General features: G+C 62.7%; 23 protein-coding genes, 1 tRNA gene and 1 pseudogene. 16 read left to right on the top strand and 9 right to left on the bottom strand.

The genetic code is table 11. The features are described 5' to 3' along the window. Window positions 1-148 precede the first annotated feature (148 nt). Together glk and eda are read left to right on the top strand one after the other, a co-directional pair. Window positions 149-1,129 (top strand): glucokinase, encoded by a 981-nt coding sequence (gene glk, locus AWH62_RS16025; protein WP_075191500.1) that lies wholly within the window; start codon window positions 149-151, stop codon window positions 1,127-1,129. After that, window positions 1,126-1,755, top strand: coding sequence for a bifunctional 4-hydroxy-2-oxoglutarate aldolase/2-dehydro-3-deoxy-phosphogluconate aldolase (eda, locus tag AWH62_RS16020; protein WP_075191499.1), 630 nt, complete (start codon window positions 1,126-1,128; stop codon window positions 1,753-1,755). Before glk ends, eda begins: the two co-directional genes overlap by 4 nt. A 78-nt stretch (window positions 1,756-1,833) precedes the next feature. On the opposite strand, the gene AWH62_RS16015 is transcribed toward eda, so the two are convergent. The 3 genes from AWH62_RS16015 to AWH62_RS16005 all read right to left on the bottom strand — a co-directional run bounded on the left by AWH62_RS16015 (window position 1,834) and on the right by AWH62_RS16005 (window position 5,634). After that, window positions 1,834-3,459, bottom strand: coding sequence for a sodium/solute symporter (locus tag AWH62_RS16015; protein ID WP_075191498.1), 1,626 nt, complete (start codon window positions 3,457-3,459; stop codon window positions 1,834-1,836). 92 nt (window positions 3,460-3,551) lie between these two features. After that, window positions 3,552-4,808 carry a glutamate-5-semialdehyde dehydrogenase gene (locus AWH62_RS16010; RefSeq protein ID WP_075191497.1) on the bottom strand — a complete coding sequence of 419 codons (1,257 nt, stop codon included), beginning with the start codon at window positions 4,806-4,808 and terminating at the stop codon, window positions 3,552-3,554. Between the two features lie 46 nt (window positions 4,809-4,854). After that, entirely contained in the window at window positions 4,855-5,634 is a 780-nt protein-coding gene (locus AWH62_RS16005) for a pyrroline-5-carboxylate reductase (RefSeq protein WP_075191496.1), read from the bottom strand. 323 nt (window positions 5,635-5,957) lie between these two features. On the opposite strand from AWH62_RS16005, the gene proB reads away from it, so the two are divergent. Together proB and AWH62_RS15995 are read left to right on the top strand one after the other, a co-directional pair. Beyond that, a complete protein-coding gene (gene proB / locus AWH62_RS16000) occupies window positions 5,958-7,115 on the top strand; it encodes a glutamate 5-kinase (RefSeq protein ID WP_075191600.1) in 1,158 nt (385 codons plus the stop codon). 95 nt (window positions 7,116-7,210) lie between these two features. Then, complete coding sequence (locus AWH62_RS15995) at window positions 7,211-8,128, top strand: acyl-CoA thioesterase II (RefSeq protein WP_075191599.1); 918 nt, start codon at window positions 7,211-7,213, stop codon at window positions 8,126-8,128. Window positions 8,129-8,217: 89 nt separating this feature from the next. On the opposite strand, the gene AWH62_RS15990 is transcribed toward AWH62_RS15995, so the two are convergent. Then, window positions 8,218-9,390 carry an acetyl-CoA C-acyltransferase gene (locus AWH62_RS15990; RefSeq protein WP_075191495.1) on the bottom strand — a complete coding sequence of 391 codons (1,173 nt, stop codon included), beginning with the start codon at window positions 9,388-9,390 and terminating at the stop codon, window positions 8,218-8,220. 424 nt (window positions 9,391-9,814) lie between these two features. Here AWH62_RS15990 and AWH62_RS15985 point away from each other — a divergent pair, with 424 nt between their 5' ends. The 10 genes from AWH62_RS15985 (at window position 9,815) to serA (ending at window position 23,114) form a co-directional block, all read left to right on the top strand. Beyond that, window positions 9,815-11,275 carry an MFS transporter gene (locus AWH62_RS15985; protein ID WP_075191494.1) on the top strand — a complete coding sequence of 487 codons (1,461 nt, stop codon included), beginning with the start codon at window positions 9,815-9,817 and terminating at the stop codon, window positions 11,273-11,275. A 25-nt stretch (window positions 11,276-11,300) separates the two neighbouring features. Further along, window positions 11,301-12,458 (top strand): thiolase domain-containing protein, encoded by a 1,158-nt coding sequence (locus AWH62_RS15980; protein WP_075191598.1) that lies wholly within the window; start codon window positions 11,301-11,303, stop codon window positions 12,456-12,458. Continuing rightward, on the top strand, window positions 12,455-12,865 hold the full coding sequence (locus AWH62_RS15975) for a Zn-ribbon domain-containing OB-fold protein (RefSeq protein WP_075191493.1): 411 nt from the start codon (window positions 12,455-12,457) through the stop codon (window positions 12,863-12,865). The genes AWH62_RS15980 and AWH62_RS15975 overlap by 4 nt, the downstream gene beginning before the upstream one ends. Window positions 12,866-12,928: 63 nt before the next feature. Continuing rightward, window positions 12,929-13,360, top strand: a complete 432-nt coding sequence (locus AWH62_RS17085; RefSeq protein WP_198928921.1) for a hypothetical protein — start codon at window positions 12,929-12,931, stop codon at window positions 13,358-13,360. Between the two features lie 30 nt (window positions 13,361-13,390). Further along, entirely contained in the window at window positions 13,391-14,230 is an 840-nt protein-coding gene (locus tag AWH62_RS17080; RefSeq protein ID WP_198928920.1) for an MFS transporter, read from the top strand. Window positions 14,231-14,351: 121 nt separating this feature from the next. Then, entirely contained in the window at window positions 14,352-17,291 is a 2,940-nt protein-coding gene (locus tag AWH62_RS15965; protein ID WP_075191597.1) for a TonB-dependent siderophore receptor, read from the top strand. A 174-nt stretch (window positions 17,292-17,465) separates the two neighbouring features. Next, on the top strand, window positions 17,466-18,932 hold the full coding sequence (locus AWH62_RS15960) for a DUF1593 domain-containing protein (RefSeq protein WP_075191492.1): 1,467 nt from the start codon (window positions 17,466-17,468) through the stop codon (window positions 18,930-18,932). Between the two features lie 431 nt (window positions 18,933-19,363). Further along, a complete protein-coding gene (lepA, locus tag AWH62_RS15955) occupies window positions 19,364-21,172 on the top strand; it encodes a translation elongation factor 4 (protein ID WP_075191491.1) in 1,809 nt (602 codons plus the stop codon). Window positions 21,173-21,243: 71 nt separating this feature from the next. Next, window positions 21,244-21,774 carry a peroxiredoxin gene (locus AWH62_RS15950; protein ID WP_075191596.1) on the top strand — a complete coding sequence of 177 codons (531 nt, stop codon included), beginning with the start codon at window positions 21,244-21,246 and terminating at the stop codon, window positions 21,772-21,774. Window positions 21,775-21,908: 134 nt separating this feature from the next. Beyond that, complete coding sequence (serA, locus tag AWH62_RS15945; RefSeq protein ID WP_075191490.1) at window positions 21,909-23,114, top strand: phosphoglycerate dehydrogenase; 1,206 nt, start codon at window positions 21,909-21,911, stop codon at window positions 23,112-23,114. Here serA and AWH62_RS15940 read toward each other — a convergent pair. The 3 genes from AWH62_RS15940 to msrA form a co-directional block, all read right to left on the bottom strand. Continuing rightward, window positions 23,111-23,839: a DUF4386 domain-containing protein gene (locus AWH62_RS15940; protein ID WP_075191489.1), complete on the bottom strand. Its 729-nt coding sequence runs from the start codon at window positions 23,837-23,839 to the stop codon at window positions 23,111-23,113. The genes serA and AWH62_RS15940 overlap by 4 nt on opposite strands. Window positions 23,840-23,952: 113 nt before the next feature. Then, window positions 23,953-24,627 (bottom strand): HAD-IB family phosphatase, encoded by a 675-nt coding sequence (locus tag AWH62_RS15935; RefSeq protein ID WP_075191595.1) that lies wholly within the window; start codon window positions 24,625-24,627, stop codon window positions 23,953-23,955. A 76-nt stretch (window positions 24,628-24,703) separates the two neighbouring features. Then, on the bottom strand, window positions 24,704-25,357 hold the full coding sequence (gene msrA / locus AWH62_RS15930) for a peptide-methionine (S)-S-oxide reductase MsrA (RefSeq protein ID WP_075191488.1): 654 nt from the start codon (window positions 25,355-25,357) through the stop codon (window positions 24,704-24,706). 346 nt (window positions 25,358-25,703) lie between these two features. Here msrA and AWH62_RS15925 point away from each other — a divergent pair. Then, window positions 25,704-25,793 (top strand) — tRNA-Ser (locus AWH62_RS15925). Window positions 25,794-25,870: 77 nt separating this feature from the next. Beyond that, entirely contained in the window at window positions 25,871-26,071 is a 201-nt protein-coding gene (locus AWH62_RS16920; RefSeq protein ID WP_158025652.1) for a hypothetical protein, read from the top strand. A 41-nt stretch (window positions 26,072-26,112) separates the two neighbouring features. Here the strand turns inward: AWH62_RS16920 and AWH62_RS15920 are convergent, their stop codons facing one another. Further along, window positions 26,113-26,541, bottom strand: a complete 429-nt coding sequence (locus tag AWH62_RS15920) for a GtrA family protein (RefSeq protein ID WP_075191487.1) — start codon at window positions 26,539-26,541, stop codon at window positions 26,113-26,115. A 147-nt stretch (window positions 26,542-26,688) separates the two neighbouring features. Next, a pseudogene (locus AWH62_RS16915) lies at window positions 26,689-26,805 on the bottom strand (IS5/IS1182 family transposase); the annotation flags it as partial.

Below are 26,805 nucleotides of genomic sequence, written 5' to 3'. Positions count from 1 at the left end.
GCGGGCCTTTGTCCTCCAAGAGACCGAGCGCGCTGAAATCGGAGTCTATGTTAGGGGTAACATATCGCGTATAGAGAATGCCGAACGAGGGGTCACCGGGCGTGCAGCGGTGACGGGACAGACAGATCCAGGGGCAGGCGTGCCGCGAATGAGCCATGAACCGAGCTATCTCGTCGCCGATATCGGCGGCACGAATGCCCGTTTCGCCATTGCGCGCGGCAGTGTTTCGCGTGGCTTTGATCTCGACCAGGTCCGCCGCCTCAAGAATGAGGATTTCGAGCATTTGCGCGATGCCGCCATGGCCTATCTGGAGAGCTGTGATGGCGACCGCCCGGGTCGAGCCTGTTTCGCCGTTGCCTCGCCGATCCGCGCCGGCCGCGTGCAGCTGACCAATGCCACCTGGAGCTTCCGTCCCGACGAGCTGGGTGGTGAGCTGGGCATGGCCACCCTGATGGCGGTCAATGATTTCGAGGCCCAGGCCCGTGGCGCACCGCTGACCCCGACCGCCGACATCGTCCAGATCACCGATGGCCGCCCCATACCCGGCACGCCGATTGCCGTGCTGGGTCCGGGAACCGGGCTGGGCCTGGGATTGCTGGTGCCCGATGGCGATACTGTCAAAGTCGTGGCGACTGAAGGTGGGCATGCCGGCTTTGCGCCACGCACCGATCTCGAGATCGAGGTCGGTCGGCTACTGGCGCGGGAATATGGTTTTGTCTCCTGGGAGCGCATCCTGTCGGGCCGCGGCTTGGTCAATATCCATCGCGCCCTGTGCCAGATCGATGGCGACAACTGGCCCGGCTATCGGCCCGAGGATATCACCGCCGAAGCCTTGGCCGACCCCGACTCGATGGGGGCCCGCGTGGTCGAGTTTTTCTGTGCAGCACTCGGCGGTTATGCCGGCGATGTCGCCGTTCTGACAGGGTCGCGGTCCGGGATTTATCTGGGCGGGGGCATCCTGCCGCGCATCCGCACCCTGCTGGAGGCCAGTGCCTTCACGTCGCGTTTCCTGGGCCGTGGCCCGATGACGCGCTATGTATCCGATATTCCGATCCGTCTCATCCAGTCCGACGGTGCCGCCCTGCGCGGTGCGGCAGCGCTGGCAGAACAGGGCCAATCCCACTCATGACCATCACGCTTGAAACCCTCGTCCGCGCCGCCAGCGTCATCCCGGTTCTTACCGTGGGGGATGTGGCCAAGGCCGCGCCGCTGGCCCGCGCCCTCAAGGCCGGGGGCTTGCGCGTCATCGAAATGACCATGCGCACGCCGGCCGCCCTCGACGTGCTGACTGCGATGAAGTCCGCCGAGCCGGACCTGATTATCGGCATGGGTACGATCCGCACGCCGGAGCAGGTCGCCGACGCGATGGCGGCGGGCGCCGACTTCCTGGTCTCGCCGGGCCTGTCGCCGGAACTGATCCCGGCCCTGTTGGGATCCGGCCTGCCGGTCCTGCCGGGCGTCGCCACGGCGGGCGAGGCCATGAGTGCCGTGGAAGCCGGTTTCGACGTGCTCAAATTCTTTCCGGCCGAGCAGGCGGGCGGGCGGCCCTATCTCAAATCCATCGCCGGTCCTTTGCCCGATATCCGCTTCTGCCCGACGGGTTCGATCACCCGCGAAATGGCGCCGGATTATCTGGCCCTGCCCAATGTGGTCTGCGTTGGTGGGTCCTGGATCGCCACCGGCGCCATGATCGAGGCCGGCGACTGGGACGCAATCACGGCCAATGCGGCGGCCGCAGCGGCGATGAAGGCCTGATATCCATCACCGGACGGCCCAAGAAAAAAGCGGCGACCCGATGGGCCGCCGCTTTTCTTTTGCCGTTTTGTGATCCGGCTATCCGGCTTTGACGCGCTTGTGCATCTCGTCGAAATAGTCGGTCACCTCCGGTCCCGGCTTGGCGGTGGCCTTGGAGACCACATAGAGCGTCACCAGGCAGGCGATGAAGCCCGGCACGATCTCGTACATCACACCGGAGAGCTGCAGGCCGTAGATCCAGACCAGCACGGTCACCGCGCCGGCGATCATGCCGGAGATGGCGCCCAGACGGGTCATGCCGCGCCAGAACAGGCTGACCAGGATGACCGGGCCGAAGGCAGCCCCGAAACCGGCCCAGGCGTTCGACACCAGGCCGAGGATGTTGCTGTCCGGATTGAAGGCCAGTCCGATCGCCACCAGCGACACGGCCAGCACCGACAGCCGGCCGACCAGGACCAATTCCTTCTGGCTGGCGCCGCGTCGCAGGAAGATCTTGTAGAAGTCCTCGGTCAGCGAGCTCGATGAGACCAGAAGCTGGGACGAGATCGTACTCATGATCGCGGCCAGGATGGCGGCCAGCAGGAAGCCGGCAATATAGGGGTGGAAAATGACCTGGGAGAGCAGGATGAAGATGGTTTCCTGATCGCCGAGAACAACATCGCCATCGGCAAAGGCACCGTTGGTGTCGATGTTTTCCAGATCGCCCATCGTGGTTGTGGCATCGCCGGGCGCTTCGACGACGCGGGCCACATTCAACCCGTCGGCCGTCTGGATTCCCTGGCTCTTCACATAGGCGAGGCCGGCGGCGCCGGTCAGAACGGCGCCGACCACGGTGATCAGCATCCAGCTCATGCCGATACGCCGCATGACCTTGACGTCCTTGAGCGACTTCACGGCCATGAAACGCACAATGATGTGCGGCTGGCCGAAATAGCCCAGGCCCCAGGCCATGGTCGAGATGATGCCGACCACGGCGAGGGCAAGCCCTTCCTGCGGGATCATCGAGAGATAGGGTTTGTCCCAGCCGCCGACATCGACGCTGAGCGTGCTCAGCGCGTCGATCGTCGGGCCGAACCCGCCCAGCTGCATGATGGTCACCACCGGCACCAGGATGAGGGCGATGAACATGATCACGCCCTGCACGAAGTCGGTCAGGCTGACAGCCAGGAAGCCGCCGAACAGGGTGTAGGCGACCACCACACCGGCGGTCAGGAACAGGCCCATCCGATAGTCCAGCCCGAAGGAGGCGTCGAACAGCTTGCCGCCGGCAACCACGCCGGCCGAGGTGTAGATGGTGAAGAAGACCACGATGACGATGGCCGAGATCACGCGCAAAAGGCGCGAATTGTCGGCGAAGCGTTTTTCGAAATAGTCCGGAATGGTGATCGCGTCGTCCGCCACCTCGGTATAGACGCGCAGGCGCGGCGCCACGAGCTTGTAGTTGAAATAGGCGCCGATCATCAGGCCGATGGCGATCCAGCTTTCCGACAGGCCGGTCAGCAGGATGGCGCCGGGCAAGCCCATCAGCATCCAGCCGGACATGTCCGACGCGCCGGCCGACAGGGCGGCAACGGCGGGGTGCAACTGGCGTCCGCCCAGCATGTAGCCGGACACGTCATCGGTGGATTTGCGATAGGCATAAAAGCCGATCGCCATCATCAGGACGAAGTAGAGCGCCAGTGAGATAAGGGCTTCAATATCCATGGACTTGCCTTGGGTTCAGCGAAACGAAAGGTGGAAGATCAAGTGGTTCGGCGTTCGGCTCAAGGGTGCAGGCCGGGATCACCGCGACCGGCTTAGGGACGCGTCTGCCCCTCACCATGGACCAGGTATTTGAACGAGGTGAGCTGTTCCAGTCCGACCGGGCCGCGCGCATGCATCTTGCCGGTCGCAATGCCGATCTCGGCTCCCATGCCGAACTCGCCGCCGTCGGAGAATTGGGTCGAGGCATTGTGCATCACCACGGCGCTGTCGATCATCGCCAGGAAACAGGCCGCCGCGTCGGCGTTTTCGGTGATGATGGCATCGGTATGGGCCGAGGAATGGGTGGCAACATGATTGATGGCCGTCTCCAGCCCGTCGACGATCTTCACTGACAGGCAGGCGTCGAGATATTCGGTATACCAGTCGTCCTCGCTGGCCGGCTTGATGCGCGGATCGATCGTCATGGCGGCGTCGTCGCCGCGGAATTCGCAATTGCTCATGCGATCGACCAGGCGCGGCAGGAGATCGGCGGCCACGGCCTCGTCGATCACCAGGCTTTCCGTGGCGCCGCAAATACCGGTTCGGCGCAGCTTGGCGTTTTCGACAATGGCGACGGCCTTGTCGAGATCGGCCTCGGCATGGACATAGGTGTGGCAATTGCCGTCCAGGTGCAAAAGCGTTGGCACGCGCGCCTGATCACGGACCAGGGAAACAAGGCCCTTGCCGCCGCGCGGAATGACCAGGTCGACGAACTGGGTGCACTGGAGAAGATGTTTCACCGCGTCCCGGTTCGAGGTGTCGATCATCTGGATTGAGTCTTCCGGCAAGTCCGCTTCGCGCAGGCCTTCCTTCATGCAATCGACGATGATGCGGGTCGAGTTGAGGCTTTCCGAGCCGCCGCGCAGGATCACGGCATTGCCGGATTTCAGGCACAGGGCGCCGGCATCGGCGCCAACATTGGGACGGGACTCATAGATCATGCCGATCACACCGAGCGGCACGGCGACACGTTCGATGCGCAAGCCGTTGGGGCGGTCGATCTGGGCCAGGACCCGACCGACCGGGTCGGGCAGGGTGGCGATGGACTCCACGGCCTTGGCGACGCCTTCAATGCGCTCACCGTCCAGCATCAGCCGGTCGATGAAGGCATCCGGCTTGCCGGCCTGCTTGACGCTGTCAACATCGATGCGGTTGGCCTCGAGCAGGTCGTTGGCCCGCAGGCGCAGGGCTGCCGCCGCAGCGACCAGCGCTGCATTCTTGCGCTCCGTGGACGCCGTCGCGAGAACGCGGGCGGCGGCACGGGCCTGACGGCCGAGTTGTTCGATATAGGCTTGCATACGATCTGACATGGGTTCCTTGGGGTATGAGTGTTGTTGAGAAGTTGCCGTCCGGCAACTAGCGAAGTTCGACCGCCCGGTCATAGGCGGCCTGGACGGTTTCGGTCATGAGGGTCTCGAGTTGGCCGTCGCGACGCAGCGCATTGATGCCAGCCTCGGTCGTACCCTTCTTGCTCATCACCGAATTGCGCAACTCGGCGACGTCTTGGTCGGACCGGCTTGCCATCTCGATGGCGCCGCCCATGGTTTCCAGCACCAGGGCGCGGGCCGTCTCTTTCGAGAAGCCGAGGCTTTCGGCGGCGGCGATATAGCTGCGGGCGATTTCGAAGACATAGCCGGGGCCGCTGCCGGCAACAGCGGTCAGGCGGTCGAGTTCGTCCTCGCTGTCGAGCCAGACCGGGGTGCCGGTGGTGCGGGCGAGCTGGTCGCCGAGGTCGCGATGGCGGTCATCGCAGGCGGTGTTGGCGTAAAGACCGTTGACGCTGCGGCCGATCAGGGCCGGCAGATTGGGCATCAGGCGCAGGATGGGCTTGTCGCCCACCACACGCGCGATCGAGGCAACGGAAAACCCGGCGGCGATCGAGACAAGGCAGCCGCCCTCGGCCAGCAGTCCGGAATAGTCCGGCAGCACGTCGGGGATTTGTTGCGGTTTGACCGCGATGATGATGGCGTCGAAGCGCCGCCCTGCCAGGGCGTCGGCGCCGTCGACATGCTCCGTACCGGCGGGCAGGGCCCGGCCCGACCGATTCACCGTTGTGAACCGGGCCGGCATGGCATCTAGCCAGCGGCGCAGCATCGCGCCGCCCATTTTGCCGCAACCGATGAGGAGTATGTCCATGCGCCGTCTGCTCCATTTGCGTTTGCCCGCCGTCATGGCTGGGCCGTGCTCACATGAAAATGCCCGATCCGCCGGGGCGGGTCGAGCCTGTCTTGTGGCGGTATATAGCAAAAACAATTTCGAATTCAAATTATATATGTGAGTGCGTGTTCAGCCTGTGAGGTCGGTGTGGTCGCATAAGAAATGACGCATGCTACGCTGGTGCCACGGCATGGCGGCGGGATTTAGTTGGGGCTTTGGGGTTGAAAAATTTCGAATGCTAAATATTTTGCGCTCAAGTTTTGCGCCGCAACAAAGGTCGGCGCGCCAAACAGGAGAACCGTGTGAGCCAGCGTAAACGCATCGTCGTCAAGATCGGGTCCAGTCTTCTGGCCAATGACAGCCGGCTGACCCTTCGCTATGCCTTCATGAACGAGTTGCTGGCCGATATCGCGCGCCTGCGCGATGAGGGGCATGATGTGGTACTGGCCTCGTCCGGCGCTGTCGCCCTCGGTCTCAACGCGATCAAGACCTCACCGGAAGATGCCGGCGTGCTCGACAAGCAGGCCGCCGCCGCGTGCGGACAGCCGCTGCTGCTCAACGCCTACAAGCAGGTCGCCCACGAACACGGTTTCGACATCGCCCAGATCCTGGTGACCCTGGAAGACCTCGAGGAGCGCCGTCGCTTCCTCAACACCAAGAACACGATCCAGCGCCTGTTCGAGCGTGATGTCATGCCGATCGTCAACGAGAATGACACGGTGACCACCGAGGAGATCCGGGTTGGCGATAATGACCGTCTGGCCGCCAAGGTGGCGCAGATGATCCAGGCCGACCATCTGATCATCCTGACCAGTATTGACGGCCTTTATGATCGCGACCCGTCCGACCCCGACGCGCAATTTGTCGAGACGATCGATGATGTCACCGAATATCTGGAAGTGACCTCGGGCACGAGTTCACTCGGTTCCGGCGGCATGCTGACCAAGATCCAGGCGGCCAATCTGGCCCAGAATGCCGGTTGCACCACGCTGATCGCCGAGGGCACGATCGACCGTCCGGTGTCGGCGGTGCTGTCCGGCGAGCGTCGTCACACCAAATGCGTTGCCAAGGGTACGCCGGCTTCGTCCTGGGCGGTCTGGCTCACCAATCGCCTGCAGCGCGCCGGCAGCCTGGTGCTCAATGATGCCGCCGCTGAAGCACTGGCGACCAGTCCGAGCGGCGTCAGCCATGAGGATATCGTCAAGATTCATGGCGCCTTCACCAAGGGCGATGTGCTGCACATCTATTCCGAGAGCGGCGAGGAAGTCGCGCGCGGCCTGACCAATTTCTCCTCCGACGAAACCATGATGCTGGCCCGCCATACCGATCAGGACGTCAAGGAACTGCTCGGCTATCACGCCCGCCCGGAGATCGTGAACCGCGACAATATGGTCATCCTCAACGCCCAGCACCTGCCCTGGGATGCGCCGACCAAGTCGCTGCGCCTGGTCGCGTCCTGACCTGATCTGCATCTGGCCGTACCGGAAGCTGGAATTTTGTGTGGCGGCGGTCCAGACTTGCCGTCATGCATGAAGTTTCAGCCGAGGGTGCCACCATGGACGGGGCAGACACGTCGCAAGACGAAAAGAAGAAGCGTCGGGACTATAGCCCGGCCGAACTGGCGGCCGGTCTCGTCCATCTTCTCGATGTCGAGGAGATCGATGTCGATCTCTATCGCGGGCGTCGCAATCCCGGTGGCCAGGGCCGGGTTTTCGGTGGCCAGGTCATTGCCCAGGCGTTGAAGTCCGCCGTGGCGTCGGTCGATCCCGAGCGTCATATCCACTCGCTGCACGCCTATTTCATGCGGCCGGGGGATGAGGACTTCCCGATCATCTATCGCGTTGAGCGTGATTATGACGGCGGCAGTTTTTCCAATCGCCGCGTCATCGCCATGCAGCGCGGCAAGCCGATCCTCAACATGACGGCCTCCTTCCAGAAGCCGGAGGCGGGGCTGACCCACCAGTTCGATCTTGGTGATGTCGCGATGCCTGACGACCTGCCGACCGAGGTCGAGCTTTTGCGCAAGATGAAGGACCAGATTCCCGAGCCCTTCTACCGCTTCATGACACGGCCGCGGCCGATCGAGATGCGTCCGGTCGATCCCTGGTCGCCAATCGACCCGCGCCCGCGCGAGCCCAAGCGGCAGATCTGGATCCGCGCCACCGACCTGGCCACGGACGACCAGGTCATGCATCGCGCCATCCTCGCCTTCGCCTCCGACATGGCGCTGTTGAGCACCTGCATGCAGCCGCACGGCGTCAGCTGGATGACCCGCAAGATGCAGTCAGCCAGCCTCGATCACGCGGTCTGGTTCCATGATGACGTCGATATGAGTGACTGGCTGCTCTACGACACGGACAGCCCATGGTCAGGTGGCGCCCGCGGCTTCAATCGCGGTCAGCTCTTCACGCGTGACGGCAGGCTTGTTGCCTCGACGGCGCAGGAAGGCCTGATCCGGCTGCGGGACGAGTAGGGCCTGGCCGCGCCGGCCAATCGGTCACATGAAAAGGCCGCGCCGGTTGATCCGGTGCGGCCTTTTCGTTTGCGATGCGAGGAAGTGGACTACAGCACTTCAAACAGGCCGGCAGCGCCCATACCGCCGCCGACGCACATGGTGACGACGACGTATTTGGCGCCGCGGCGCTTGCCCTCTATCAGGGCGTGGCCGACCATTCGGGCGCCGGACATGCCATAGGGGTGACCGATCGAGATGGCGCCGCCATTGACGTTCAGCTTGTCGGCCGGGATGCCGAGGCGGTCGGCGCAATACAGCACCTGCACGGCGAAGGCTTCATTGAGTTCCCACAGGCCGATATCGTCCGCCTTGAGGCCGAAGCGCTCGAGCAGTTTCGGCACAGCGAAGACCGGGCCGATGCCCATCTCGTCCGGCTCGGTGCCGGCGACGGCCATGCCCATATAGCGGCCGAGCGGGGCGAGGCCGCGCTTGGCGGCGAGTTCGGCTTCCATGACCACACAGGCCGAGGCGCCGTCGGACAGTTGCGAGGCGTTGCCGGCGGTGATGGTGCCGCCTTCAATCACGGTCTTGAGGCCCTGCAGGCCTTCCAGATTGGTGCCCGGACGATTGCCCTCGTCCTTTTCCAGGAAAACCTCTTTCTGCGAGGTCTCACCGGTCGCCTTGTCGACCGCGATCATGGTCGATTTCATCGGCACGATCTCATCGTCGAACTTGCCCGCCTCCTGGGCCGCGGCGGTGCGCTGCTGTGATTGCAGGCCGTATTCGTCCATGCGCTCGCGCGAAATGCCATATCGGCTGGCGACCACTTCGGCGGTCTGCAGCATCGGCATGTAGATGTCCTTGTGCATGGCCAGGAGTTCCGGGTCCGGCTGCACGCGCATTTCCTTGGTCTGGACCATGGAGATCGACTCGACGCCGCCGGCGACGACGACGTCCATGCGGTCGACGATGACCTGTTTGGCCGCTGTGGCGATGGTCATCAGGCCGGACGAGCACTGGCGGTCCATCGACTGGCCGGCCACCGTGACCGGCAGGCCGGCGCGCAGGGCGGCGGTGCGGCCGATCGTGTGCTGCACGCCCTGCTGCAGGGCGGCGCCGATGATCACGTCCTGGACTTCAGCCGGATCGATTTTCGAGCGCTCGACGGCTGACGCGATGGCGTGGCCGCACAGGGTCGGCGACGGCGTGGCATTGAAGGCGCCGCGATAGGCCTTGCCGATCGGGGTGCGGGCGGTGGAGACGATGACGGCATCACGCATTGTGGGATCTCTTTCATTGCGGAAACGGAGCGTTCGGGGAGGGTATGACGACGGGATCTGGGCTCGCGACCTTATCAGCTTCGAAGACCCGGCTTGTTGGATCCCTTGCTTGCAGATTACTGTTTGCTTGCGCCCACTCTCTCCTCTGCGCCAACGGATTGTGATGAAGTTCTAGTCGCCTGCACTGGTGCAGGGCAAGAGAAAACCGGACCGGCTTCTCAAATTTGGTCAGTCGCACCGACTTTCACAATGTCAGACCTCGTAAAGCGCCTGTATTCTCTGACTCTTGTCGCTTTTCAAAAAACAAGTATGCTCATACCGTACGCATGAAAAAGTGAAGTGTCTCCTCTGCAGAATGAGACGGTCCTGACATCAAGTGCGGCATGGGGCAGACGTCGAAACGACGCGCCCGGAGGGAGGATGAATGACCGAAACTGCGACGCCCATTTCGGCGCCACCGATAAAGTACGCCACCAAGTTGCTGTATGGCGTGGGGTCGATGGCATACGGCGTCAAGGACGTCGCCTTTCGCGCCTATCTGCTGTGGTATTATAATTACGTGATTGGCGCTGACGCGGCGATGGTGTCGCTCGCCATCCTGGTCGCGCTCGTCTTCGACGCTATCTCCGATCCGATCGTCGGGCAGTTTTCCGACAGTTTGAGAACGAAGTGGGGCCGTCGGCACCCGCTCATGTACATGTCGGCAATTCCCGCGGCGGCGTCGTTTTTCTTTCTCTGGCATCCGCCCGAGGCGTTGGACGGTTGGGGCCTGTTTGCCTATCTCGCTGTCCTGTCTTCGGCAGTCCGGACCTGCATCACATTCTACGAAATCCCCAGCTCGGCGCTCGCGCCTGAACTGTCGAGTGACTATGACGACCGTACCTTGATCGCGAGCTATCGCTATTTCTTCGGCTATCTCGGTGGCTATGGGATGTCGATCCTGGCCCTCGCAGTCTTCCTGGCGCCAACGGCTGAATACCCGATCGGTCAGCTCAATCCGGTGGGATACTGGACGTTCGGACTTGTCGGATCGGTGTTGATGTTTGGCACGGTCATGATCTCGACCGCGGGGACCCATCACCGCATCAAATATCTCCGGAAGCTTCCGCCACCCCAGCGCCGGAATCCGCTGGAAACACTCATGCTGATGCGACGGACTTTCAGCAATAAGGCGTTTCTCGCAATTCTCGGATTTGGCCTTCTCAAATACACTGCGATCGGTATGGCGGCCGCTCTAAGTCTCTATTTCGGGACCCTGTTCTGGGGTTTCGACAATTTCGAGATGGCGATTATGTCCGCCGAGCCATTGATGGGGGCTGTCCTGGCGCTGGTCTTCGCACCGATCATCGCCAAGCGACTTGGCAAGCGGAATGCGGCGTTCTGGCTGGCGATTGCTGCCATCTTTCTGGGGACGTTGCCGTTCATCCTGAGGCTGAATGGCCTGTTCTATGCCGACGATGATCCGCGTGTTCTTCCTACCTTGTTCGGCATTCTCGCCTTGTACTCGGCGTGCGCAATTTCCTCGGCCATCCTGGTCCATGCCATGATCGGCGACGTGATCGATGCGAGCGCGCTCAAGACCGGGCGGCGGGCCGAGGGGCTGTTCTATGCGGCCAACAGCTTCATGCAGAAGTGCGTCACCGGCTTCGGCCTGATGGCGGCGGGCGTCCTGCTGACGATCGTTGATCTTCCCGAGCGAGCCCAACCGGGTGAGGTCGATCCGGCTTCGGTCGACCTGCTGGCGACGCTCTATATTCCCAGCATCGCCGTCCTTTATATCGCCGGCGCGCTCTTCCTCCATTTCTACCGGATTGATCGCGCCAGTCATGAGGCCAATCTCGCAGCGCTCAAGGCGCGTGATGATGCCAAGCGGCCGGCTCCATGAGCTGCCGAAACCGACAGGAGCTCGTATGAGCCTGCGTAATGCCGCCTGCATCGCCGGCGCCTTTGAACACCCGACCCGGTTGGCGCCAGACATGACCACGCCGCAGCTGCATGCGGAATGTGCGGCCGGGGCGTTGGCCGATGCCGGCCTCTCGCTGACGGATGTCGATGGCTATTTCTGCGCCACGGACGCGCCGGGTTTCGGGCCGATCTCGATGATCGATTATCTCGGCCTGACCGTCCGTCACACGGATTCAACCGAGATGGGTGGCTGTACCTATATCCAGCACGTCGCCCATGCGGCGCAGGCGATCGCCATGGGCAAGTGCTCGGTCGCGCTGATCACCCTTGCCGGACGGCCGCGCTCGGAAGCGGTGCAACGCTTCCGGCCCGGGGCGCCGGAGAGCGCGTTCGAGCAATGGGTCGGGCTGACCAATCACACCAGCTACGGCATGTGCGCCGCCCGCCACATGCATGAGTTCGGCACCACGTCGGAACAGCTGGCCTGGATCAAGGTCGCCGCCTCGCACCATGCCCAGCACAATCCGCACGCCATGCTGCCCAAAGTGGTGACGGTCGAGGATGTGATGAACAGTCCGATGATCGCTGATCCGCTGCACCGGCTCGATTGCTGCGTGACGACCGATGGTGGCGGCGCCCTCGTGGTGGTGTCGCCAGAGATCGCGAAGACGCTGGACCGTCCGGTGATCTCCCTGCTCGGGGCAGGCGAGGCGACCAAGGGGCCGTCCGGCGGGCTCGGTCTTGACCTGACCGTCTCGGCCGCGGCGCAATCCGGTCCGCGTGCCTTTGCGGAGGCCGGCGTCACCCCGGCCGATATCAAATACGCCTCGATCTATGACAGCTTCACCATTACCGTGCTGATGCAGCTGGAGGATCTGGGTTTCTGCGCCAAGGGCGACGGCGGCAAGTTCGTGGCCGACGGCAATCTCATCTCCGGCACCGGCAAGCTGCCCTTCAACACCGATGGCGGCGGGCTGTGCAACAATCATCCCATGTTCCGCGGCGGCATCACCAAGGTGATCGAGGCGGTGCGGCAATTGCGCGGCGAGGCGGCTCCGGCGGTGCAGGTGCCCAATTGTGATCTCGCTGTCGCCACCGGTATTGGCGGCTCGCTCGGCGCCCGGCACGGCGCGGCCACCATCATCCTGGAGCGTCAATCATGAGTGCGCGCAAGCGACCCGCCCCGCAGCCCAATCCCGAGACCCAAGCCTTCTGGGACGGGCTGGATGAGGGCGTCCTGCGGATCAAGACCTGCGGCAATTGCCATGAGGGTCACTATTATCCGCGCCATATCTGCCCCCATTGCGGATCGGCCGACACCCGCTGGCTTGATACGGGCGGGACCGGCGAGATCTACAGCCTGTCGGTGATGCGGCGCGGCGAGGGGGCGCCCTTTGCGGTCGCCTATGTCACGCTCGATGAGGGGCCGTCCGTGCTGACCAATCTGGTCGCTGATGATCTTGATGCGCTCGCCATCGGTCAGCGTGTCCGGCTCGCCCCGCAGCCCAGCGATGCGGACGATATCGGGGATGGGTCCGCCTTGCCCGTCTTTGCCGCGATCGGCGACTGATCATGGCGACAAGAGGTCTCCGCCCGTCCGCCTTCGCCAACCGGTCCGCCCGCGAGCTGTATTATGGCGGGTGACGAGACCGCAGAGGCTCGCGAGCAGGCCTATAGCGATTTCGTCGAGGGCAATCTGAAGCGAAACTATATCGCTCACTTCACCCACGGCATGCTCGGCATGACCGGCTTCCGGTTGATCTTCGCGCCAACCTTCGTGCCCGCCTATCTGCACATGCTGACCGGTTCGCCGATCTTTGTCGGCATTGGCCAGGCGCTGATCCAGCTTGGTGCCATTGCCTCGCCGGTCATGGGCGCCGCCCATATCGAGCATCGCCGCCTGGTCATGCCGGCAGCGATGACGATCGGCATACTGATGCGGGTGCAGTTGCTCGGCCTGGCGCTGGCCGGCTGGTTCCTGACCGGCTCGGTCCTGCTTGCGGCGACCTTCTTCTTCCTGCTCTTGTTCGGCTTCTTCCTGGGGTCCCAGCGTGTTGCCTTCTAGGTCGTGCTGTCGAAGGTGATCCCGATCCGCATGCGCGGGCGTCTGCAGGCCTGGCGCAATATCGCCGGCGGTGCGATCGCGGCCGGCCTGTCCTGGTGGGCCGGGGCGCATCTGATCGAAAACAATGCGTTCGGCAATGGTTATGCGACGACTTTCATGGTCGCCTTCGTGCTGACCAGTCTTGGTCTCGGCGCGCTCTGGCTTGTCATGCGGGAGCCGGAAAGCCCGACGGTCAAGGTCCGGATGGGGGTGATGGCGCGGGTGCGGGAATTCCCGCAATTGCTGGAAAATCGCGACTATCGCAACTTCCTGATCGCCCAGATGCTGGCAACGGCGGGACGCATCGTCATCCCATTCTGCATCATCTATGCGGGCCGCAAGATGGAGGTCGACGGTGCCGCCATCGGATTGTTCTCGCTCGCCTTCCTGGGCGCCGACACGCTGACCAATCTGGTCTGGGGAACGTTGGGAGACCGATATGGATTCCGCCTGACCTTCATCCTCACCGTGGTGACCTGGATCGCCTCGCTGGTGATGATGATCTTCGCTGAGCAGCCCTGGCATTTCCTGTTGGCGTTCTTCGGGCTGGGTGCCGCCGCGTCGGGCTACATGATGAGTTCCACGACGCTGGTGCTTGAATTCGGCGAGCGCGACGACATACCGATGCGTCTTGCCCTCTCGACCACCGTGGAAACAAGCATGGCGTCGCTCGGGCCTGTGCTGGGCGGGTTGATCGCCAGTTTTGCCGGTCTGGTGCCGGTTTTCATCATCTCGCTCGTCAGCCTGGTGGCGGCTTTGGGTGTTCTAGTTTCCGCAGTACGCGAACCGCGTCATCTTAAAGCGGAAGGTGATGCCGCAGTGCAGCGTTGAATTGGCCAATAATAACTCGCAATATGGCCTCTATCTCCTTGACTTGCCAAATTCCGATTGATCTAATCGAATGTGCGGTATGCAAAAAAATAAGGCAGCCGCACCAGTCTGGGAGGAGAATATGACTGTTAAAGGTCTCATGCGTGCGAGCAGCGCGCTGACAGCCCTTGCCATGGTGGCAGGCCTGTCGGCGACGTCATACGCGCAAGACGATGTGATCATCGTCACGGGTTCCGTCATTCGCGGAACCCCCGAGGACGCGGCCCTGCCGGTCGACGTCCTGTCTGCAGAAGAACTGGCCCGCCTGGGCAACCCCTCGCCGGTCGAGCTGATCAAGGCGCTGCCGGTTTCAAGCGGGGTCATCGGGGACACCAACCAGTTCGATAGCCGGTCGCAAGCCACCGAAGGCATGGCCTCGGTCAACCTGCGCGGCCTCAGCCCGCAGCGCACGCTGGTGCTGTTGAACAATCGTCGCCTGGTTCCGGCGGGGACGGGGGTCCCGTTTGTCGATCTGAACCTGCTGCCGGCGGCGGCGATCGGACGGATCGAAATTCTCAAGGACGGCGCTGCGGCGATCTACGGATCGGATGCCATTGGCGGCGTGGTCAACTTCATCACCCGCTCGGGGCAGGAGGGTTTCCGCTTCGGTGGCGACTATTCCTTCATTTCCGACACGGATGGCGATTACACGCTGCAGGGCAGCTTCGGTCACCAGGGCGATAATTTCCGCTTGATGGTGGCGGCCGGATATCAGCACCGTTCAGAGTTGCTGGCGATGGATCGCGACTTTGCGGTGCAGGACTTTGAAGCCAACCCGGAAGGCGGTTGGACCGGTGGCGGCAATCCCGCAACCTTCCTGCCGCTGGGTGTCATTCCCGGTGTCGGGGTCGCTCCGATCGGCGGGCTTCGCGCCGACCCGGATTGCGCCGCACTCGGTGGCTTCGTGACGGCGGCCAATTGGTGCCGAACGCAATACACTGGCTTTGATGCCCTGGTCGAGGAAGAGGACCGCTACCAGCTCTGGGGCGAGATGGGGGTCGACCTTACCGACAATGTCGAGTGGGAGATCAGCCTGCTTTATGGACATGACGAGGTGCCGCATTACCGGACCTCACCCATGTATCTTCTGACCCAGTCGCCATCGGTCAGTGTGGGCGGGTCGCCAAGCGGGTTCGTCGTGCCCGGAAACAATCCAGGTTTCATCCAGATGGTCACCGAAAACCCCGGGATCGTACCCGCCGGCACGGTTGCAGCCCTGTTTCCGACCCTGCTGTTCCGGCCATTGCTCGCGGGTGGCAATCCGGCCTTCGCCGGCAATCCCGATGATCTGGGGTCGGCGACGGGCCTGCGGGAGAATGAAAGCTTCCGCATCTCGACCGGCCTGAACGGCGAGCTGAACGACACGACCTCGTTCGACTTGAATGTCACCTATCATCGCTATGAGCGGTTCTATGATGGCTATGACAGCTTTGGCGACCGGGTCCAGCTGGCCCTGGGCGGCTTGGGTGGCCCGAATTGCAACCCGGCCACCGGAACGCCGGGCGTGGGCGGTTGCATGTGGTACAATCCATTCGGCAACCAGGCGCCGACCAATGCCGTTACGGGAGCCGAACGCCCCGGCGACGAGCCGAACCAGAACAGTGCCGAGCTGATCAACTGGTTCTTTGTTCGTGGCACGACCACTCTGGAAACCGAATTGTTCGTGGCCGAAGGCACATTGAGCGGTGAAACCGGATGGGAGTTGGCAGGGGGACCCGTTCTCTACGGCGTCGGTGGCCAGTATCGGCGTGAAACCTACTCGGCGGCCTATGGCGACAACAACAATATTGCCGTCAATCCGTGTCGCGACACGCCTGTCTCCGGCAATACGAGCTGTGACCCGCAAACCGGGGCATGGGCGTTTCTCGGATCCAACGCCGACAGCGACGCAGATGGTGATGTCTATGCCATTTTCGGCGAGCTCCAACTGCCCGTGACGGATGATTTCAATGTCCAGCTTGCGGCGCGTTTCGAGGATTATGGCGGGCAGACCGGTTCGACCTTCGACCCGAAAGTGACGGCGCGTTGGCAGATTTCCGACGGTTTCGCCTTGCGCGGTTCGGCCGGCACGACTTTCCGCGGGCCACCCGCCCAGCAGACGGTCAACTCCAACGTCACGTCGCTGCAGGTGATCGCATCGAGCTTCCGTCCGGTCGACGTGTTCGGTAATCCGGCTCTGGCGCCGGAATCGGCCACCAACTACTCGATCGGGGCCCTGTTCTCGACGGACAATTTCACGGCCAGCGTGGATTATTTCCGTTACGAGATCTCCGACACGATCACCACCGAGCCGCTCTCCGGCATGGTCGCCACGCTGTTCGCTGATCCGGCGAATTGTACTGACCCGGCCTTCGACGGTCTGCGCGAGCGTTTCCAGTTCAATGATGGTGGCGGTGTTGCCGGCGCCGGTACCTGTGCGGCAGCCAATATCGCGCGGGTGCGGACGGAAGTGGTCAATGGCGGAGATCTGACGAGTTCCGGTGTCGATTTCATCCTGAACTATGATTTCGGTGATGTGTTGGGCGGTTCGCTCAATGCCGGAATTACGGCGACCTACATGCTGGGCAATGAGCTTGGCGAGGAGATCGTGGAGGGTGTCGTCGTCCAGGACGGATTCGACGGCGTCGGCTTCATGAACTTCCAGACCACCGCTTATCCGGTGCCGGAATGGAAGGGCCGGGGGTTCTTCGAATATTCTGTCGGCAATATCGATACCCGACTGACTTTCACCTATGTCGACAGCTATCGCGACCAGCGCGCTGATCTCGGGACCGGGCCGTTTGCCCCGAACCCGTATATCATGGGCAATCCGGTGCTGATGCAGGGGGCAACGATCGACAGTCAGCTGACGACCGATTTCAACCTGCTCTACCACTTCGGTGAGGCAACGACCTTCTCGTTCACGGCCATCAACCTGACCGACGAAGATCCGAGCTTTGCCCGCCAGGACTATAACTACGACCCCTTCACCGGAAATCCGGTGGGGCGTGTCATCCGGCTCGGTTTCAACACCGAATTCTGATCCGGCGTTATCTGACAGGAAGAGGGCTCCGACCGGCGGTCGGGGCCCTTTTCATTTGCGTGCCTGCACGGCGCGCGCGGAGGGGAGGCGATTCAGTTTTGTAAAACTCAGACAATATACTTGCCATCCGGCCCATACTGACCAATCCTTGCCCAAAATCGGGGAGTGTTGATCATGCGCGGATTTGCGATTTCCTTACTTGCAGCATTGGCGTTCGGGAGCATTGTCAGCGCTGTGGCCGCAGCGCAGACGGCTGATCAACATCTCCGACATAATCGCCTCATCGTGCTCACCGACATCGAGGCTGATCCGGACGACACGCAGTCCCTGATCCGCCTCCTTCTCTATGCCAACGAGATCGATCTGGAAGGCTTGGTCGCCACGACATCGATCCATCAGCGTAGCCGCACGGCACCGGAGTCGATCCACCATGTCATCGGGCGATACGCCGAGGTGTACGACACGCTGAGCCAGCACGCGTCCGGCTACCCTGCGGCCGAAACGCTGACAGCACTGGTCACCACAGGCCAGCCGGTCTACGGCATGGACGGCGTTGGCGAAGGCCGCGACACATCCGGCTCCGATGCGATCATCGCCGCTCTGGAAGCGGACGACCCCCGCCCGCTCTGGGTTGCCGCCTGGGGTGGACCCAACACCCTGGCCCAGGCGCTGCACACGCTGCGCGCCACCCGTTCACCGGAAGCGCTTGCGCGCCTCATTGCCAAGCTGCGCGTCTATACGATCTCCGACCAGGATGACAGTGGCGCCTGGATGCGCGAGACCTTCCCCGACCTCTTCTATATTGTCAGCCCCGGCGGCTACGGCGCCGCCACATGGACCGGGATTTCGCAGGTTGTCGACGGGCTCGACAACACCACCATCTCGAATGCCTGGCTGGCGGAGCATATCCAACAAGGCCACGGCCCGTTCGGTGCCGCCTATCCCGATGTGGCCTACGGGATGGAGGGCGACACGCCGACCTTTCTCAACCTGATCCCGAACGGGCTGAGCGATCCGGAACGCCCCGACTGGGGCGGCTGGGGCGGTCGATACGAACTCTATACGCCCGAACTTTCGGCGCTCGACCCGGATGGTTTTACCGGCGGCGTCCCGGTGACCGAGGAAACCCGTGAGATATGGACCAACGCGATCGACACGGTGCGGCCCTGGCGGGCACGATCCCATGGTCGCGCGCATGGTTATGCCGAGGAAAGCTTCACTGGCTTTCGTGCGACCCTGTGGCGCTGGCGTGACGATATCCAGAATGATTTCGCCGCCCGCATCGACTGGACAGTCAGTGCGTATGTCAATGCCAACCATCCTCCGATCGTCCGTCTTGATCATGCGGATCGACTGACAGTGCACAGTGGCGACGCCGTTCGTTTGAGCGCGCTGGGGTCATCCGATCCGGATGGTGACAGCCTCAGCTATCATTGGTTTCAGTATCCCGAGGCCGGAAGTTATCCCAATGCGATCGACCTTTGGGGGGCTGATAATCTCTATGCTCGCGGCTTTCACGCCCCTGAGGTCGAGGCACCACAGACCGCTCACTTCATCCTGCGCGTCACCGACAAGGGCTGTCCGGCGTTAAGTCGTTACCGCCGCGTCATCGTGACGATACTCCCTGCCGGCGGTCAGTGAGGGAAGGCGGGTTATCCCCGCCCAGCACCCCTTTCCTTCTCCCTGGGGAGAAAGTGCGCGTAGCGCGGATGAGGGGGATTCGTCCTGCTCTCACCGGGGTTTACCCCTCACCCTGCCCCTCTCCCAAGGGAGAGGGAAAGCGCCTCGAACCAAAAAACTTATCCGCCCCTCTGTCCAGCCATCGCATAATCTTCCCGTTCCCAGGCCATCCTGAGGCTCGGGCCGGTTATCCGGCGGGATGTCTGTCGCGGTTACCGGCATAGAATCAGCGTTTAATTGGCTCCGGCCGGTATCCCACACGACCTCACGACCCAAAACGCCAGGCGACGAGGCCGTGGCGCGGTTCGGGGCGCCCCGCGCATAACCCATCCACCGCCCACACAGCCTATCCCGCTTGGCCAAACCCGTTGTCGATGCTACCTGCCCGCACCATGACCATAGATCCGTCCCTCATCCGCAATTTCTCCATCGTGGCGCATATCGACCACGGCAAATCCACGCTGGCCGACCGCCTGATCCAGGTGACCGGCGGATTGACCCAGCGCGAGATGAAAGAGCAAGTGCTCGACAATATGGAGCTCGAGCGTGAGCGCGGCATCACGATCAAGGCCCAGACCGTGCGGCTGGACTATACGGCGAAGGACGGGAAGACCTATGTCCTCAACCTGATCGACACGCCCGGCCATGTCGACTTCGCCTATGAGGTCAACCGCTCGCTGGCCGCCTGTGAAGGCTCTTTGCTGGTCGTCGATGCCTCGCAGGGCGTCGAGGCCCAGACCCTCGCCAATGTCTATCAGGCGATCGAGGTCAATCACGAAATCGTCCCGGTGCTCAACAAGATCGACCTGCCGGCCGCCGAGCCGGAGCGGGTCAAGGAGCAGATCGAGGATGTGATCGGTCTGGACGCGTCCGACGCCGTCATGATCTCGGCCAAGACCGGTCTTGGCATCGAGGATGTGCTGGAAGCCGTCGTCACCCGACTGCCGCCGCCCGCCGCCGGCGATCCGAATGCGCCGCTGAAGGCGATGCTGGTCGACAGCTGGTATGATCCCTATCTCGGCGTCATCTGCCTGGTGCGGGTGATCGAAGGCACGCTGAAAAAGGGCATGAAGGCCCGCCTCATGGGCACCGGCGCCGCCTATCCGGTTGACGGGGTTGGCGTGTTCCGACCCAAGAAGGAGGCCATTGAAAGCCTCGGTCCCGGCGAGCTGGGTTATCTCAATGCCTCGATCAAACAGGTCCGCGATGCCCGCGTCGGCGACACCGTCACCGATGACCGGCGGCCGGCCGACAAGGCGCTCACGGGCTACAAGCCGGCCCAGCCGGTGGTGTTCTGTGGTCTCTTCCCGGTCGACAGTGCCGAGTTCGAGGATCTGCGCGAGGCGATCGAGCGGCTGGCGCTCAATGATGCCTCCTTCTCCTACGAGATGGAGACCTCGGCGGCGCTCGGCTTCGGTTTCCGTTGCGGCTTCCTGGGCCTGCTGCACCTGGAAGTTATCCGCGAGCGCCTCGAGCGCGAATACAATATCGAGCTGATCACCACGGCACCGTCGGTCGTCTATCGCCTGCACATGAATGATGGCAGCGAGATCGACCTGCACAATCCGGCCGACATGCCGGACCCGGTCAAGATCGACACCATTGCCGAACCCTGGATCAAGGCGACCATCCTGGTGCCGGACGAGTATCTCGGTGGCGTGCTGAAGCTGTGCCAAGACCGGCGCGGTAACCAGATCGAGCTGACCTATGCCGGCAATCGCGCTTTGGTCGTCTATGAACTGCCGCTCAATGAGGTCGTGTTCGACTTCTATGACCGCCTGAAATCGATTTCCAAGGGCTATGCCTCGTTCGACTATCAGTGGATTGAGGACCGGGTCGGCGATCTGGTGCGCATGTCGATCCTGGTCAATGACGAACCGGTCGATGCCCTGTCCATGGTCGTGCACCGGGCGCGTGCCGAGCTGCGTGGCCGGGCCATGTGCGAGAAGCTGAAAGAGCTGATCCCGCGGCACATGTTCAAAATCCCGATCCAGGCCGCCCTGGGTGGCCGCATCGTCGCCCGCGAAACCCTGTCCGCCCTGCGCAAGGACGTGACCGCCAAATGTTATGGCGGCGACGCCAGCCGCAAGCGCAAGCTGCTGGACAAGCAAAAGGCCGGCAAGAAGAAGATGCGCCAGTTCGGCAAGGTCGAGATCCCGCAGGAGGCCTTTATCGCGGCGCTGAAGATGGATGATAATTGATCGGGGCTTGCCAAGTGCCGATCATGGCCCATCTTGATGTCTGTGCCACGCCATCAACCGGGAGCTTTCCGATGCGCCAAATTCTGTTCGCCAGCCTTGCCGCTTTTGCGCTGTCATCGGCCCCGGCCCTTGCCGAACTCGACGCCGGCGACGCCGCTGCCGACTTCACCGTGTCCGGCTTCCAGGCCGGTGAGCCGGTGAGTTTCCATCTCGCCGAGGCCCTGGAGGACGGGCCGGTCGTGCTGTTCTTCTTCCCGGCCGCCTTTACTTCGGGCTGCGAAGCCCAGGCGGCGGCCTTTGCCGAGGCGATCGATCAGTTCACCGCGGAAGGCGCGACCGTGATCGGGGTGACTGGCGGCAATACCGACCGTCTGGCCGAGTTCTCGACCCAGCATTGCGCCTCGGCCTTTCCGGTCTTCGCGATCGAGGACGGCATGGCCGGTGATTATGATGCCCGTCTGATGCTGCGTCCGGGTTGGACCAACCGCACCTCCTATGTGATCGATCAAAATTCGACGATTGCCTTTGCCTGGTCGGATATGAGCCCCTACGAGCACGTTGATCAGACGCTTGCTGCCGTGCGGGCGCTGAACGTCGAATAATCTTGCATGCAGCGCGGCGGAGTCGGGGCTTCGTTAGCGATATCATGCAGTGGACAAAGGCGCGGTCATCGTGTTGCGGTGCATCGCGAAGCGTGGCGATTCCCGAGCCTGCCATCCACTGAGGTGTTTGCCTGATGTCCGATCCCGTTGTCCTGTTTGAAAACGTCCATCCTGTTGCCGATATCGCCTTCTCGGCTGACGGTTACGCCATCGAGCGTCACACCGCCGCGCTTGATATCGGTGATCTTCATGCCGCGCTCGGACCGGCCGTGCTGGCGGGGATCCGTTCGCGCACCAAGATGAACAAGGCGGCCTTTGACGCGGCGCCCAACCTGCTGGCCCTGGGCTGTTTCTGTATCGGCACCAACCAGGTCGATCTCGAGACGGCGGCCGGTCGCGGCATTCCGGTCTTCAACGGCCCGTTCGGCAATACCCGCTCGGTCGCCGAGCTGACCCTGGCCTCGATCATCATGCTGATGCGTGGCATCCCTGTGCGATCAAGCGCGGCGATGCGCGGCGAGTGGCAGAAATCGACGACCAATTCGCACGAGGTCCGGGCCAAGAAGCTCGGCATCGTCGGATATGGCAATATCGGCTCGCAATTGTCGGTTCTGGCGAGCGCACTGGGCATGCATGTCTATTTCTACGACACCGAACCCAAGCTGGCGCACGGCAATGCGCGCTCCTGCGCCTCGCTCGACGAGTTGCTGGAAATCTGTGACGTCGTCACCCTGCACGTGCCCTCGACCGAGCACACCCGCAATCTCATGAGCGCATCGGCCATCGGCAACATGAAAAAGGGTGCCATCCTGATCAATCAGGCCCGCGGCGATCTGGTCGATATCGACGCGCTGGCCGCCGCGCTGGAGAGCGGGCATCTGATCGGCGCGGCCGTTGACGTCTTCCCCAAGGAGCCGGCGTCGAAGGATGAGGCCTTTGTCTCGCCGTTGCAGAAATTCGAGAATATCATCCTCACCCCGCATATCGGTGGCTCGACGCTGGAAGCCCAGCAGGCCATCGGCGAAGACGTGTCGGGCAAGCTGGCGCGTTTTGTCTCGCTCGGCGCGACCAAAGGGGCGGTCAATGTGCCCGAGATCGAGCCCGGTCAGATCAAGCCGGGCCGGACGCGCCTGTTGAGCTTCCACTCCAACGCGCCGGGTTTCCTGTCGCGCCTCAATGATGCGGTCAGCGCCTCCGGCGCCAATATTGCCGCCCAACAGCTCGAGACACGCGGTCAGTTGGGCTATGTGGCGGCCGATCTGGAGGGCGATCTGCCGCCCGGTTTCATCGATCACATCCGGGCATTGGACGGATCGATCCGGGCCCGGCTGGTGCGCTAGTCCGACGGTCCGGTCCGGCTCTCCCATTGGCGGCGGTTGAGGCCGACCACCAGCAGCCAGCCGGCGAAAACAAATTCCGGGAGGGCGGCGGGAAGGAGCAGCAACCCGCCCAGGCCCGACAGCGCGGGGAGGCCGAAGTGAACGATGCCGAGGGCCAGATAACTCAGGCCTGACAGCCCCATGAGCAGGCCGAGGAAGCGCGGGAAGTAGCCTGAACGGGCAAGCAGGATGCCGAGCGCGCAGCCATGCAGGCCGAACAGCATGAGGGCGAGGATATAGCCTTCATTGTGCAGGCCGAGGAAGGTGAGGGCGAGCGTGTCGGCGGCGCCCGCCTCGAACTGGCCGGCAATGCCGGTATCACCCAGCAGGATCAGCGGTGCTGTCTGCGCCAGAAGCGCGGTGACCAATACCCCGCTCATCACCAGACGAACAGACAGGGCCAGGAGCGCCAGGCCGCGATCGACCGGGGCCAGAAGGCGGTAGAAGGTCACGGCCAGAACGATGTCGAGCACGAGGACCAGGAAATCGGCCAGGAGGCCCAGGCGGAACAATCCGTTCCGGCTCTGGATCAATTCGGCGGTCGCGCCGGCATCCTGCCAGTCGATCAGACTGCCGCGAACAGCCATTTGGGCGAAAATGCCGCAAAGAATGATCGCGATATAGGCCAGCCCCGACAGGCGGGCGAGCGCGACGGGATGGCGGGTTGGTGTGGTTGTGTTGGGCATGCGTGCTCCGATCCGGACCTGATTGTGGTGTCCATACTCGCGACCGGCACAGCGCGGGTCTAGCCGATTTCCAAATCGGCGCATCGTTCTGGGAAAACGGGTTCGCCGGTGCGCTAGACGCCCAGCGCCTTGGCCAGCCCGTCGACTGTGCGGACATAGCTGGCACCGGACCATTCACAGGCCGCTATGACGACTTCTCGTTTGGCGATCAGACCGAAGCCGATGAAGCGGTCAGCGGCGCCGGCCTCATAGGCCTCGAAATCGGTCATGCCGTCGCCGATCATGATGGTTTCGTCGGCCTTGCCGGAGATGGTGTTGAGGATCTCGGCCTTGCCGCCATTGCGCGACAGCGGATAGTCCGTGTCCAGGCCACTGACCTGGTCACCATTCCAGATAAAGCGATTGGCGTGGATGTCGCCCTGGCCAAAGCCAAGATCGCCCAGGACCGGTTCCAGGAGGTCGGCAAAGCCACCGGAAACGGCGTGCAGCGCATCGCCGCGCGCCCGCAGCGTGCGGATCAGCGGTGCCATGCCGGGCGTCAGGCGTTGACGCAATTGCTCGGCGACGGCGTCAACGCCCGCTCGATCCAGTGCGGCGAGTTCCAGGCGTGCTTCCAGACTGTCGCGCAGTGCCATGCTGCCCGACATGCCGGCGCGGGTGATCTCATGCAGGCGCGCTTTCGCCGCCAGCTTGTCGTCGCGCACGGCAAGTGCCGCCTCCAGTGCGCTGTCCAGCGACTCAACCCGCAACAGCGTCGAGTCCACATCAAAGGCAATCAGTCGTGTCACGCCGTCTTCCCGAACCACCAGAGCGTGAGTCTAGACGCGGGCTTGCGGCCTGTCAGCGTCTTTGCGCGACGCACGCTCAGGCGCCGGCGCCCGGGTTGATCGGGCAGACCACGCCGGTACCGCCAATGCCGCAATAACCGGACGGGTTCTTGGCCAGGTATTGCTGGTGATAATCCTCGGCATAATAGAAGGGGCCAGCCGCTGTGATCTCGGTCGTGATTGCACCGAGGTCTGCCTTGTCGAGACCGGTCTGGTAGCGCGCCGCTGACTGGCGGGCGAGGGCGAGTTGGTCCGAGGTGGTGGCATAGATCGCCGAGCGGTATTGCGTGCCGCGATCATTGCCTTGCCGCATGCCCTGGGTGGGGTCGTGGCTTTCCCAGAAAATCTTCAACACGCCATCCAGCGTGATCACGGCCGGATCGAAGATCACGCGCACCAGTTCGGCATGGCCGGTGGCGCCGCTGCAGGTCTCTTCATAGGTCGGGTTCGGCGTTGAGCCACCGCCATAGCCGACCGCCGTATGCCAGACACCCGGTGCCTCCCAGAACAGGCGCTCGGCCCCCCAGAAACAGCCCAGGCCGAGGAATATCTCCTGCAGGCCGTCGGGCACGGCCACCTTGATGTCACGCCCGGTGATGAAATGGGTCGGCGCGGTCGCGATGGCCTCGCTGCGACCGGCCAGGGCCTGGTCGGCGGGAATGATTCGGGATTTCCAGACAGGGTCTGACATGCGGGGCTCCAAAGCCTTGAGGTGTCGCCTGAAGATAAGAGGCTTGCCGGCAAAAACCAGAGCCAGTTGCGGCGATATCCGCCCCGTCACGGCGGGCATTGCAGCGGGGCGTCGACCGGTCGGTGTGTGGCCGTCCGGAGGCCGTGGCACGCGCGCGCGGATGCATCGCGGCCTGCCTCAAGTCCCGGCCCTTGCCCCACCCCTTGGCAATATGTGCACAAGACCTTTTGAGGTGGCCGGGACAGTCATCCCGGGGCGGGCTGTCAAATCTTGCATTCGACGGGTGCGCAAGCTGAGCGAGACGCCTTGCAGGATGCGCCGCGATGGGTATAGTCCGCGCCTTCGCGGTGAGGTGGCCGAGTGGTCGAAGGCGCACGCCTGGAACGCGTGTAGGCGGGTAACCGTCTCGTGGGTTCGAATCCCACCCTCACCGCCACATATCTTCTTGAAATAATTAGATAAAATTGCGCCGCACAATTCCCGCGGCGTTTCCGCGGCTTCGTGGATACTTCCTTGCATGGAGACTTGGGTGTCTCGGCGATCTTCGTCACTGCTCACGCGTCCGCCCGCATCATTTCAACCACGACCGATCCCTCGAGCGCCGTTCCAGATTCAAAAAATCTTCGCAATGCCGCTCTCATCGAAAGGCGCGAATTGCTGCTGGCCAAAGGCTATGCGAGCGCCGACATTCGAGACTTGTCCGCTTTAGTTTGACACCGCCTTTTTGAGACCAGTCCGGTTTTGTCTGGTTCCTCCTAGCGATCCCTCAGATCCGGCGTCGGCCGGAACACGAAAAGCTTGAGCAACGAGAAAATGCTCACGGCTGCTGCAATCATGGCCACGATTTGGGAGATGATATGGGGCAGGCCAAGCTGGAAGGTCAGGCCGTACAGGACTGCAATCTGCACCACATAGCCCACGCCATAGGCGGCAATATACCTGATGAAGGCGGTATGGTGTGTCGACTTGTCGCGGAAAGACCAGCCCTTGTTGAGAATATAGGTCACCACAATGCCGGTGGAGTAGCCGATGCTGCTGGCAGTCACCTCGTGAACGCCGAGAGCCGTCAGTCCCGCATAAAGAGCCAGCAGGGCGAGATTGGTACTGCCGCCTACGATCAGATAGCGAACGGCTGGTCGCTCGATAATGGCGTATATAAGTTTGGGGAATTTATTGCGCGTCATAGGTGCACTTGAAACCAACGAGTTTACGCTCTGAGAAGAACGCAGGTCATACCAATGCAGAAAATATAGTCAACGGAGATGGCAACCTCCAATATGATAACAACCGCGGTTCGGGAGAGACCATTTAAATGTAGCGCCAAGTTCGAACTAGGTCGTGGGCTCATAAGTTCTGATCCAGAGACGCGCTGAGGCGAGAGCGACGCCAGCGAGGAAGTTTCTGGCGAGCTTGTCGAAGCGGGTGGCGCATCGTCTGAAGTGCTTGAG

Source organism: Maricaulis sp. W15 (assembly GCF_001924955.1).
Taxonomy (GTDB): domain Bacteria; phylum Pseudomonadota; class Alphaproteobacteria; order Caulobacterales; family Maricaulaceae; genus Maricaulis; species Maricaulis maris.
Note: the sequence above shows the minus strand (reverse complement) of the source record. Positions and strands in the feature narration are given on the sequence as shown.